The sequence below is a fragment of the Chitinophaga qingshengii genome (genome assembly GCF_014529935.1).
Lineage (GTDB): Bacteria > Bacteroidota > Bacteroidia > Chitinophagales > Chitinophagaceae > Chitinophaga > Chitinophaga qingshengii.
In genome coordinates, this window is record NZ_JACVFC010000003.1 from 187,987 (window position 1) to 201,021 (window position 13,035).

At 50.7% G+C, this 13,035-nt stretch carries 5 protein-coding genes; all 5 read left to right on the plus strand.

The genetic code is table 11. The features are described 5' to 3' along the window. Positions 1-77: 77 nt before the first annotated feature. Genes ICL07_RS20465 through ICL07_RS20485 form a run of 5 tightly spaced genes read left to right on the plus strand, consistent with a single transcriptional unit; the run spans position 78 to position 13,033 of the window. Positions 78-4,718 carry a hypothetical protein gene (locus ICL07_RS20465; RefSeq protein WP_188089908.1) on the plus strand — a complete coding sequence of 1,547 codons (4,641 nt, stop codon included), beginning with the start codon at positions 78-80 and terminating at the stop codon, positions 4,716-4,718. Further along, complete coding sequence (locus tag ICL07_RS20470) at positions 4,718-6,811, plus strand: fibronectin type III domain-containing protein (protein ID WP_188089909.1); 2,094 nt, start codon at positions 4,718-4,720, stop codon at positions 6,809-6,811. The genes ICL07_RS20465 and ICL07_RS20470 overlap by 1 nt, the downstream gene beginning before the upstream one ends. Before the next feature lie 21 nt (positions 6,812-6,832). Further along, positions 6,833-7,588, plus strand: coding sequence for a hypothetical protein (locus tag ICL07_RS20475; protein ID WP_188089910.1), 756 nt, complete (start codon positions 6,833-6,835; stop codon positions 7,586-7,588). Positions 7,589-7,607: 19 nt separating this feature from the next. Continuing rightward, on the plus strand, positions 7,608-11,684 hold the full coding sequence (locus tag ICL07_RS20480) for a T9SS type A sorting domain-containing protein (RefSeq protein ID WP_188089911.1): 4,077 nt from the start codon (positions 7,608-7,610) through the stop codon (positions 11,682-11,684). A gap of 5 nt (positions 11,685-11,689) precedes the next feature. Next, the gene (locus ICL07_RS20485) at positions 11,690-13,033 is read left to right on the plus strand and encodes a PKD domain-containing protein (protein ID WP_188089912.1); all 1,344 of its coding nucleotides are present in this window, start codon (positions 11,690-11,692) and stop codon (positions 13,031-13,033) included. Positions 13,034-13,035 lie beyond the last annotated feature (2 nt).

Genomic DNA, 13,035 nt, shown 5'->3' on the forward strand with positions numbered 1-13,035 from the left:
GAGCGGTGTATACAGATGGTGGATGGTTAACCTTATAGCTATACCTATGATTGCAAACCAGTAAATTGTTTCAACGCTTGAAAATTAATTTGCCGTGGCTGCTGGTGTTGTGCCTGTTATTGTTACAGTCACGCCTATCCCATGCGGCCGGAAAGGACTCCCTACACCTTGCCCCCCTGACATATCCGCCGGCATCGTCGCCGGCTATCACTGTACCGGATATACGAACATTTGAGCCGGTAGATAAACTATTGGCGCAGCAGCTGCCTGTCGCCGCCATGCCTTTTACCGCTGAACAGCTGGCCAGCCTGTCGCCTGGCGATCCGGAAACGCATGTGCTGCGAGAGAAAGCGAAAGCGGAGTACCTCAAAATGGAGAAGAGCAACCACTATGTGAACAGGCTGGAACCGGACGACCTCAATGAACTGCCCATTGGCTTGTCCAATGAAGACGGCACGGTGAAAATAGCCGTCAGCAATGCTACTTTCCATGAAGGTTATGCGGAACTAACGCTGTACGCAAGGGTACAGATACCACAGGAACCCGGGGAGCTGTTCTTCGGCGTACAGGGCGTTAAACTGTCCTATGAAGGAAATATCCAGGGAGATGCCAAACTGGTGCTGCTGGGAGATTATACCATCCGTATCAACGGTGGCACGGCAGCGCTGGTGCTGAAAGGCGCGTTGGACCTGCAAACGGGAAAGGGACTGGATATGACTTATGTATCCATTGACTGTAACGGTTTCAAGGAATTAGGATTATCGGCAGATATCATGTTCCCCCGTAGCATGATGGTACCGGTAGATGCAGCAGGGGAAAGGATTGCAGATGAGAAAACATTGGTACGTTCCTCTTTCCGCACCATTGTCGGTAACTGGAATGATATATTGGTGGGTGTTAGTCTGCCTTCATTTGAGATAACCCCGTTAAAGGGATTTACCTTCCATATAGGCAAGGCAGTATATGATGGTAGCGATATCCGTAATGCACCGGATGTACTGTATCCTGCCGGTTACCGCGAGCGGTATATGCAGCCCGGCGATGAGAACCTGTGGCGCGGAATATATATAGAAGACCTGGAAGTAGTGTTGCCCAGGCAGTTCGCCAGTCGAACGAAACCCGGTACCCGCGTATCTTTTGGCGCTACGCAGTTATTGATAGACAACAACGGGTTGACCGGACATCTTTTCGCCGGCAATATATTGCCGGACGGCAGCGCTTCCGGCTGGCGGTTTACGGTAGACCGTTTTACGCTGGACCTGGAAGCCAATCATCTCACAGGGGCCAGTTTTGACGGGACTATCAGTCTACCGGTAGCGAAAGACCCACTGGCTTACACCGCACTGATTACTGCGGATAATGAATACATGCTGAAGGTAGGAACGCTGAACAAACTGTCGTTCAACATCTGGAAGGCTAAAGCGGAGCTGTTGCCCAATAGCTGGGTACAGTTGCGTGTGGCCGATGGCCGTTTCCTGCCGGAAGCCATGCTGAACGGACAACTGGAAATCTCCGCCAGCAATAAACAATCGAACGACGATCGCAGTTTGGTCAACTTTAAAGGTATCCAGTTCCGTAACCTGCACCTGCAAACAACAGCTCCGGTGATTACCGCGGAATACTTCGGATACAAGGACGATGGAAAAGTAGCCGGTTTCCCGGTTGCGATCAACGAGATCGCCGTCTCCCTCAGCGAACGCCAGGCCGCGCTGATACTGGGCGTAAAGCTCAACCTTATGGAAGGCAAGTTTGGGGGCGCTACCCGGATACAGCTGATAGGACAAATGAGCGAAGAAGACGGGGCACAGCGCTGGCATTTTGACCGCTTGTCATTGTCACAGGTGGCGATAAAAGCGAACCTGGGCGCCCTGAATATTGACGGTCAGCTGAACATCTACGATGACGATCCTGTTTATGGCGACGCCGTTAGTGGCAGTGTCAAAGCAGATATCATCGGTAAAATAAAAGTTGAAGCGAGGGCTATGTTCGGATGTAAAGACTTCCGTTACTGGTATGTAGACGCTAAAGCTGATTTCGGGCTGGGTATCCCGCTGTTACCGCCCATGCTGAATATGCAGGGCTTCGGCGGCGGCGCTTATTACCATATGAAAAAATCCGGTGTGGATTTACAGGCTTCACCCACCGGGGTCAACTACGTGCCGGATGCCAATACCGGGCTGGGTATCAAAGCCACCTTGTTGTTTACCGTCGGCCAGAAAGTATTGGTCAACGGTGACGTAACGCTGGAAGTAGCATTTAATAACAGTGGAGGTTTAAACTATATCGGCTTCTTCGGTTATGCGAAAATATTAAATGTCCTACCCAATGTGATGGGCAATGCCGGTGATTTCCTGGCCGGCAAATTCCAGAAGCTGGCGGATTTGGAAAATAAGGTGATGGGCCAGCTGGGAGCGGCAGGAGAGGCGTTGCAAAGACTCAAGTTGTCAGATCCCACCAAAGTGGCGGCTGCGTTTTCCTCAGATCAATACCGCGTCGGAGAGAACGGGTTGTCTGCCTACCTGGGCATGCAATACGATTTTGAACATTCCATTTTTCATTCCAACTTCGATATTTATCTGAACGTGGCCGGTGGTCTGCTGCAGGGCATATCTACCGGTAACCGCGCGGGATGGGCGGTATTCCATGCTGGTCCGGGTGAATGGTATATGCATTGCGGAACGCCCACCAATCCGATCGGCATCCGCTTTGGTATCGGGAGCGTCAGCCTGAAAGTTTCCTCTTACCTGATGGCGGGAGATAAGATTCCCGGATCACCGCCGCCACCGCAGGAAGTAGCGGATATCCTCGGTGTGGAGCTGTCGGAGCTGGACTATATGCGCGATCTCAATGCGCTGGGCGACGGCCGTGGAATGGCATTCGGCGCCCGGTTGTCTGTTGAAACCGGCGATCTCACCTTCCTGATCCTGTATGCCAATTTCAAGGCAGGTGTCGGTTTTGATATTATGCTGAAAGACTATGGCGATGCACATTGTAAAGGTAGCTCCGATCCCATCGGTATTGACGGATGGTATGCTAACGGTCAGGCCTATGTGTATTTGCAGGGCGAAGTGGGGGTGAAGGTGAACCTGCGGTTTATCAAAGCCCGATTCCCCATTCTGTCGGGCGCCGCGGCCGTATTAATGCAGGCCAAACTACCCAATCCTACCTGGATACGCGGTTACCTGGGCGTGAAGTTCAGTGTTTTAGGCGGACTGGTAAGCGGTAAAATGCGTATGAAAGTGACCATAGGCCAGGAATGTGAGATAGAAGGAGCGGCCAGCAGCCCGGTAGATGTGAAAATTATTTCCGACCTCACACCCAAAACAGGATCGGATAAGATAGACGTTTTTGCCGTACCACAGGCGGCCTTTAATATGAAGCTGAACAAAGCTTTTGACGTAGATGGCGATGACGGCGCCAAAACCTACCGGATCAAACTGGATGAATTCACCGTAACGGAGGAAGGAAAAACAATTCCAGGCACGCTGAAATGGAATGACAACAACGATGTGGTGTCTTTTTATTCCAAAGAAGTATTACCGCCACAGAAACAGCTACAGGCCTTGGTGAAAGTGAGCTTTGAGGAACTGAAAGGCGGTAGCTGGCAAACCGTATACATGAATGGCAAGAAAAGCGAGGAGGTAGAAACCGTCAACTTTACCACTGCTACGGCACCGGATTACATCCCGCTGAACAATATCGCTTATGCGTACCCGGTAGTAGACCAGCGTAACCTTTATCGCAATGAATATGATCGGGGATATATCCGGTTAAAACGTGGCCAGACTTACCTGTTTGATTCCCGCTGGAAATATGAATTGCGTATGTCCGTTGCCGGTAGTACACAGGTGACCTCTGTCGGTTATAACAGTGAAGCACAGGAGCTGGGTTACGATCTGCCCGCCCTGAAGAGATCTGCCGGTTATCAACTGGATGTGGTGGCCCTTCCTCCCGGCAGCAACACCGGTGATGCAGTGGCTTCCTATAGCCGGAATGACAACGAAGAAGGTGGCAGCTTTTCCGTGAAAAACAACCAGGCGCAAAGTGTGACCCGTGGGGATATCGCTAAATCGTTGCTCTCCTATGCCCTGCATACCAGCAAACATGCCACTTTTGAGGATAAGATGGCATCCCTGGCGCTACAGCAGGGCCTGGCCGCAAAAGTAAGCAGCGATGTGGTTAGCCTGCAGGCGGAAGTAGGCAGCTATGAACCGTTTGAACCTGCTGAACTGGCAGGTACTGCCTATACTGATTATAAACCGATGGTACAACCCGAAGCTATTATGGAGGACGCTTATTACCGGGAAGATATTAATCCGCTGCTGTACTGGAACTACCCGATCAACAAAGAGATTTATCTCACACACCGGAACGTGGAAGAGTGGGGTATTGTGCCCAGCAGAGCGATCACGATAATGAGCAGTTACCTGGCGGCGGCCACCAATCCGGAAGCATCGCCGGTGCCGGGGCTACTGCAAACCAGGTTGCCTTATGTTTACGATTTGCCGCTGGTTTACAAACAAGACTTCACAGATCTGCAATACCAACTGGTGAACCGTTACCTGGGTACACCGGAGCAGAGCAAATATGCTTACCTGATCAAAGCCTATTATCCGTTTATCCGTTACGGTAAGTACAAGGTAGTTTACCGGTACATACTGCCAGGTGGTAAAAAAGGAAGCAGTAAGATTTTTGAATACATGAACCCTATAAAGTAATGAAGAAGGACAGGATACACAGAGGACTAATGGTGACGGCTATATGTATGTTGTTTGCGTTGTGCAGCGATGCACAGCGAAAGGACACTGCCAGGGTGCAGCTCATTGCCCGGGCAGGCAGCAACAGCATCCTGTTGCGGTGGGCGGCTACGACGCCTCGTGCATGGAAACTATGTAACCAATACGGCTTTGAATTGTGGCGTTATACCGTAGTCCGCGCCGGTAAAGTACTCGACCAGCCGGAGGTAAGACAGGTATATGCATTCCCGTTTAAGCCCAAACCTTTGAAAGAGTGGGAGGGGCCGTCTCAAAAAGACCAGTATGCAGCGATCATTGCACAGGCTATTTACGGAGATAAGTTTGAAGTGACCGGAGGAGACGATAAAGGCATTGCGAAGCTGGTGAACCAGTCGCAGGAACTGGAACAACGTTTTTCTTTTTCCTTATATGCGGCAGATCATAGTTTTGCTGCTGCGCGGCTGGCAGGCTGGGGCTGGGAAGATGTACACGTAAAACCAGATGAAAAATACCTGTACCGTATCCGGCCACTGGTACCGGCTTCGAAAATGAAAATAGATTCCGGTGGCGTGTTCATCGGCCTGAAAGACCATCAGCCTTTACCGGCAGTGACCGACCTGGGTGCTTTGTTTGGAGACCGGAGCGTGGTGCTGAGCTGGGATTACAGCCTGCTCACCAGCTACTATGTGTCCTGGGCCATAGAAAGATCGGTGGATGGTAAGACTTTTGAGCGGGTAAACCGCACGCCGGTCACCAACTTTAATAATAAAGATCAGCGCCCTTCTCCGCGCATGTATTTTATAGATTCGCTGAGGGACAATCATACTGTTTATTATTACCGGGTTCGCGGTTTGTCGCCCTTTGGCGAAGCCGGCCCGCCTTCTGTGGAAGCCAAAGGAAAGGGGCGTCATGTACTGGCCTATGTCCCCAATATCCGTACCCGTGATGTGAATGAAAAAGGAGAGATGGAACTAACCTGGGACTTTGAACAGGCCGGTGATAGCCTCATTACCGGTTTTACACTGAACCAGGGCCTGGCAGCAGACGGCCCTTACGTGCCGGTGCTGGAGCGACTTGCACCTGCCAGCCGCAAGCTGGTGTATGATAAACTGGAGGCTACCAATTATTTTACTATTACAGCCATCGGTAAAGATGGTGGCGCCTCCACCTCTTTTCCGGTGCTCGTTCAACCGGTGGATTCTATACCACCAGCGGCACCGGCAGGCCTGAAAGGCAGTATCGATAGTACGGGTGCGGTAACGCTTACCTGGGATGCCAATACAGAAAAAGATTTAATGGGTTATAAAGTATTCCGGGCCAGTAATTGGGGAGAAGAGCTAAGTCCCCTGCTGGACAGCATCCATCTCACCTCACCGTTGTATCATGATACCGTGGTGTTAAAAAGCCTTAACAGCAAGGTGTATTACGCAGTGGCTGCATTGGATAAACGATATAACCAGTCGCCTTTCTCTCTTGTACTGGAACTAAAGAAACCGGACATCGTTCCGCCTGGCGCACCCGTTTTCAGCGGATATAAAATATCAGGGGATACCGTGCTGCTAACCTGGGCCCGCAGCAGCGATGAAGACGTAGCACTGCACTTATTGTACCGCCGGGAAGGCGTTGCTGCTACTACTCAATGGCAGCTGCTAAAACAGTTTGCCGATACTACCAGCGCCTTTGCCGATACGAGAGTGACAGGGGGAAAACAATACAGTTACCTGATCCTGGCACGGGATAGCAGCGGGCTGGAGTCCAAACCCCTGGCTCCGCTCACCATTCACGTGCCATCTAATCCTAACGACTATATGGTGAAGAACTTTACGGCATATGTCAACAGGGAACAACGGTATGTAGAACTCTCCTGGACAGATCGTATAGAGGATTTACAGGAGTATCATTGTTATCGTGCATTAAAAGGCAAACCGATGTTGTTGTGGAAGGTATTGCCAGCCGGACAACGCCGTATGGTGGACAGCCAGGTGAAAACCGGTGAAAACTACGAGTACCGGATAAAAGCTGTATTGAAGAATGGTGTCCAGGGAAAATATGCCGCACTGGAAGTTCAGTATTAAACGTAAAAAAAATATAACCTCATGCAGAAGATATGTTTGTTAGTGGTAGCGGTATTGACGTTGTCTTTTCGAATGGATCCTCCGTATATCAGTAAAATTACCACGACATCCGATGGATTGACAGATACCGTGGTGTTTACCTATAATTCCAACAAGACGTTGCATAAAATCGTGCAGGCATACGGGCTGCCTAACGGAGGGCTGAAGTATTATGTGTTTTTCCCTGTGTATGAGAAGGGCAGGTTATCCAAACTGCTGTTCTCAAAAGATCCGATGGCTACCACCGGCGATATTAGTGCGGTTTATGTATATGAAAACAACCGTATCCGGAAAATACGTTACTACCACGGCAATGCCACCAAACCTTACAATACCGATTCGCTGATTTATAACGCGGAAAATAAAATTGCAGGTGTGTATGTGCTGGTTGGTAGCATAATACGCGAACGGCACGTATACTCCTGGCGTAACGGGAATGTGGTCAAATATGAACGTTATTCCGATAATGGGACCGGGGTGGCTAACCTGCTACGGGAGACGACGACCTGGGGTTATGATGATAAACCCAATGTCTGTGGCAATGTAAAAGATTTCTCTTACATCCAACGGGCTATGGGAATAAACAACATGAGCAGCAATAACCCTGTTAGCTACCATTCGATATATGACAGCGGAGAGCAGGACACCGTCGGTGGTCAGCAGGAGTATAACGCGCAAGGGCATATGATAAAATCGGCAACCGAAACATCCACCAGCATTTTTGAATATCAGCAATAGTTCATCTATATCCCGACCTATGAACAAATTTATACTATCCCTTTCTCTATTGCATCTCAACAGGAGGACCTGGATAAAGTACTCCTTGTGCCTTATCCTGGTGATCGCCGGGATATTACCTGCTACTGCGCAGGATGGTGGGTATATGATTACCTATAACTTTCACTATAAGCATGAAGACGAATGGCCCTGCGGGGATTATGTACGATTTTACCTTACCTACCAGGATGGACAGGTAGATAAATTGGTGGACTGGGGACAAAATGAAATCAAATGTGTACCGCACTTTGAGATTTTGGAGGCGAAGAGTTTTATTGTTCCCCCTTCCAAGCTGGTACGTTCGGTAGAAATGACGTATGATGTAAAGTGCCAGAAAAGGAATTCCGGTAAATGTAATACCTGTAATGGCAGACACTTTTGGACGCCCGATCCCAACCCCCATAAATTTACGGTAACAGATCCGTGTAGTATGGCATTTTATAGCCCCTTCTCCGATGGAAGCAGTGGTGGCTACTTTTTTTCAGCATTCCCATTTATCAATAAAATAGGAGTCAGTAATGTAGATAATATTCTTCCGGAGAACGCACCAGTGCAGCTGTCCGCTCCGGAGGGATTTGTTCCCTCGCTTTATAACTGGGAATATTCTACAGATGGCGACAACTGGAATAGTTTCCCTTATTCGTTATATGCCAACGGGACACCTACTGCTACTTTTACGGGGAAACAGCTGCTGGGCGACAATTTCGACCAGGCCGCCCGTATTGGTGGGCAGGTCTACTTCCGCATACGGCTTTGTGATAATACCTTTAGTACCAAGGTTACGCTGACCTGTAAGTTGTCATCTCCCGGTATGACGGGGCACAGCACTGAAGATCCTGTTTGTGCCGATGGTAAAGGAAAACTGAAGATCTGGTTTGACCGCCAGTTGTATGCAGATGCGAATGAAGGATTGACCATTAACCTGCTGAATGACAAAGGGGAACTGGCGTATCAGCAAGCCAACGCCGTACTAGCAGCGGATATGAGCTATACCTGGCCACAGGATATATTACCGGGCGCCTATACTATTCAGTTGCAGGGAATTTATTATCCTAAAGGACTGGATCAGCCACGTACCGGTACATTCAGCGACGACCCGGTAAGGCATACCCGGCAGTTTACGATCAGCGCGCCTATGTTGGTCACCGCCAGTACTACCGCCAAACGTGATATTTCCTGTTTTGAAGGCAGCGATGGATCGATCTCTTTAAAAGCCGCCGGTGGCAAAGGTGGGTTTGTTTGTTACTATAAAGCCGCTGGTGAGGCCGACTGGCGGCCTGCTGTCGTTTTCGATAATCCTGACAGCCATACCCTGCGTAACCTGCCAGCCGGTACTTATACGATCAGGATAGCCGACAGTAAAGGCTGTTCTGCGAAAAATACGGATGCTACAGACAAAATCATCACGGTTACCCTGCAACAGCCAACCGCTGCACTGGAGGCTGCCTCCTGGGGTATGGAAGCGCCGTTAGCCCATGGTTATGCCGATGGCAGCATTACCGTTGTGCTGAAAGGCGGCACGCCTAATCCCGACGGCTCTTATAATATCAATTGGACCCGGCAGGATGGAACGGTATTAACACCGGTGAACAGTATAGACGGCGCCGGCCAATACCGCACTCAGCTCTCCGCGCTGCCAGCTGGAGTGTATATCGTTTCAGTAACAGATGCCAATTACAGCGGAGCACTCAACGGGCAAACTACCTGCGCCTATACACAAACCTTTAACCTGGAAGAACCGCCACCCTTGACCGTAGCGATACAACTGCATCATCGTATTTCGTGTAATGGTGACCGTGATGGAGAGCTGGAAGCGAAGGTGGCCGGGGGTATTCCCTATGGCGGGGCGGCGCCTTACCGCTACGAGTGGTTTAGTATCACCGGTGGCGTCAGCGTGAGCCTCGGACAAAGCACTGCTGTCGCTACGCTGTTGCCTGCGGGTAATTATAAAGTAAAAGTGACCGATAAGAACGGTATCAGCAAGGAGTCAGCACCTTTTACCCTTACAGAACCGGTGTTGTTACAAGCACCGCTGACCATTAAATCAGTGAACTGTTACGGTGGGCAGGATGGCAGTGTGAGTGCCGCCATCACCGGAGGCACCTTGCCTTACCTGGTCGCCTGGAGCAATGGTGTTACCGGTGCTGCTGTTATCAGCGGACTTACTACCGGCAGCTATCGTTTGCAGGTAAAGGACGATCATGGCTGTGAAGTTGTTGCCACCGGATATGTAGCCCAGCCTGCCGCCGCACTCACGATCAATGATGTGGTCACCATCAATCCAAAGGCTTATGGTTATACCGATGGAAGCGTTACCGCTACTATCCGCGGTGGTACCGCTTTTGGCGATGGCTCCTATACCGTGCGCTGGAAAGACGGCAAGGGTCAGCTTTTAAATGGCAGCAATACTGTTACGCCGGATGGTTATGTAACGACCTTAGCCAACCTGGGCGACGGTATATATACACTGGAGGTGACGGATGCACAATACGCCACCGCTGCTATTGGCAGTACGGCCGGTTGTATGGCCGCAGGGAGCTACCTGCTGAAACAGCCGTTACCATTGACAGTAGCGCTGAGCGAGTATCATTACGTTAGCTGTAAAGATTTTGCAGACGGTCAGGTCATGGCAACCGCCAGGGGAGGTATTCCTTTTGTTGCAGGACTGCCTTATAAATATGAATGGTCAAAACAAAACGGCAGCAATTTTGAACCGCTGCCTGCTACGGATAGCCTCCTGACCGGCCTCACGGCAGGTGTATACCAGGTAAAGATCACAGACTATAATAATATTTCAACGTTATCGCCGGTGTTTGTGCTGGTAGAACCCGATAAACTGAATATCAACTTCCGCACAACGCCTGCCAGTTGTACCACTTATAGTGATGGCAGCATTACCTCCACGGTGACTGGCGGTACTACGCCGTATGATTATAACTGGACTACAGGTGATAAAACACCCGCCTTGCGCAATATTCCGGAAGGCAGTTACCTGCTGCTGGTAAGAGATATCCGGGGTTGTCAATTGCAAAAACAAGTAGACCTCTACGATCCCGCAGGACTTAAAACAACGGTGGATAGTAGCTCACCTGTCTGCCACGCCTATACGAACGGGTATATTCACCTGAACGTGACCGGCGGAAAAACGCCCTACCGCTATCAATGGGACAACGGCGCCACTACCAGGGACCTGGACAATTTACCTGCCGGCAGATATGCTATTACTATTACAGATGCCAATGGTTGCCAGCGCGGACAGTTGTTCCATCTGAAAGATCCCGCGCCGGTGCCGGCAGATCCCGGAACGGATAAAACGCTTTGCCGCGACCAGGTGTGGCCGGTGAACGTAGCCATCGCGGATCCGGCGGCGGTTTACAAATGGGAAAGTGACAACGGCTTCAGTGCTGTAACTGCCGGGGTTACCCTGGAAAAAGCCGGCACTTATCGTGTAACCGTTACCGATGCCAAAGGTTGTTTCGGGGAAGGAAAAATCCGTATCGCCCGCAATGATCAACAGGTAGCCGCCGAGTTTGTCGTGAGAACGGAAGTGTTGAGAGGTGTTCCCGTAACATTGGTCAATACCAGTCATCCGGCGCCGGAAAAGGTAACCTGGCAGGTGCCGGATGATCCGGGCATTACGATATTGCAACAGAACGCCACCATTGCAGAATTGCGTTTTGACCGTACCGGTACCTATACCATCGGTATGCAGGCGCAAGTAGGCGATTGCATACAGGCGTTCCATAAAACCGTGACCGTGCTGGAACCGCAGTCTTTCGGCAATCCCGGCGATGCGCGAACACCTTTTATCAAAGAGTTTTCCCTGGTACCCAACCCCAGTAGCGGACAATTTAACGTGCGGATATCGTTGGACCGTCCTTCCGCTGTACGCCTGCGGATGCTGAACGTCATTTCCCACGCGCTGGTGAGTGACCGGCAGCTGGCCAGCGCCGATGCTTTCAATATTCCCTATAGCCTGGTACTCCCCGCCGGTACTTATGTGCTGGTGCTGGAAACCGCGCAGGGACAAGATACACGCAAGATCATCATACAATAAAGATCATGAGAAGGTATGTATATATAACGCTGCTGATGTTGACGGGACCAGCCTGCCGCAGAGAGGTAGACATCCCGGTAACAGCCGATTTTTCCTGGGAACTGGCGGATAATAACCGCACCGTACCGGTGAGCGTGAAAATTACTAATAAAACCGCCGGCGCAGACCATTACCAGTGGACTTTTGATGGCGGAGAACCCGCCGGCTCCACGCAGCGTAATCCTGGTGTCATCCTTTTTAAAGAGGCCGGCGCGCATAAAATAACGCTGGAAGCCTGGAATGACGACCAGCGGCAAAACAAAACCCTGACGGTGGAAACTGATAAACTGGTAGATATCGGTTTTGATGCCAAAGTACGGATCAATGACTTTTCACCCGTACAGGTGGACATTACCAATAAAACCACCGGAGCCACCACGTACAAGTGGACTTTTGAAGGCGGGGAACCCGCCATGGCAGAAGGCCCGCAGCCTCCGCCGGTAACGTTTGCCACCCCGGGGGAACATACGATCACCCTCGTGGCAAACAATGGCAGCAAAGATTTTACCTATAGCACCCGTATAACGGTAAAGCCTGCACTCCAGCCTGCGTTTAACATCATCCCTTCTTTTGAAGATGAAGACGGGCAGGCACCGCTCACCGCCGCGCTGGAGAACAAAACCATCAGTGGCCTGAGCTGGCAATGGTCTGCCACCGGCGGCATAATTGACCAGCCTGCGGCTGGCAATACCAGCATCACTTTTACAGCGCCGGGTACTTACCAGGTTACGCTCACCGCCTCCAACGGAAAGGAAAACAAACCGGTAACCAAAAGCATCACCGTACTACCCAATACCAACCTGCGCACATTGAAGGATATACGATTGGGCATCAGCAGCGCACATAGCGCCATTGGCTGTTTCTATTCTACCAAACTGCGGCAGGTATTCAGGAAAGGCGATGACCTGACGGACGCGGGTAAAGACATCGACCTGGTGTTTTTTGGTATCAACCAGGGATTCTCTTCCGCCAAATTCCTCTCACCGGATTCGGCGCAATACTATACGCTGGGCGCCATCCCCGGCGCTATGGCTACACGTCTGGTGAATGTACAGGAGAGCTGCAGTTGCGGTATCACCTTCTCCGCGGCTGATTTTGATAACATGACTGACGATACGCCCCTGCGTAAAATTCGTATACCCGACGACGGTAGCGGAGATACGCCCTTTGATAACAGTGTTACCCCAAGGATCATACTTTTTCAAACAAAAGACGGGCGTAAAGGGGTGATCAGCATTAAACAGTTTGTACAGGCGGGGCAGCAGTCCTATATCCTGGCAGACATCAAAGTACAGAAAATGCCGGTGTAATC

Excerpts from the sequence above, each read along its gene's own strand:
- ICL07_RS20470 (WP_188089909.1), top strand. The coding sequence starts at position 4,718 with ATGAAGAAGGACAGGATACACAGAGGACTAATGGTGACGGCTATATGT.
- ICL07_RS20475 (WP_188089910.1), top strand. The coding sequence starts at position 6,833 with ATGCAGAAGATATGTTTGTTAGTGGTAGCGGTATTGACGTTGTCTTTT.
- ICL07_RS20480 (WP_188089911.1), top strand. The coding sequence starts at position 7,608 with ATGAACAAATTTATACTATCCCTTTCTCTATTGCATCTCAACAGGAGG.
- ICL07_RS20485 (WP_188089912.1), top strand. The coding sequence starts at position 11,690 with ATGAGAAGGTATGTATATATAACGCTGCTGATGTTGACGGGACCAGCC.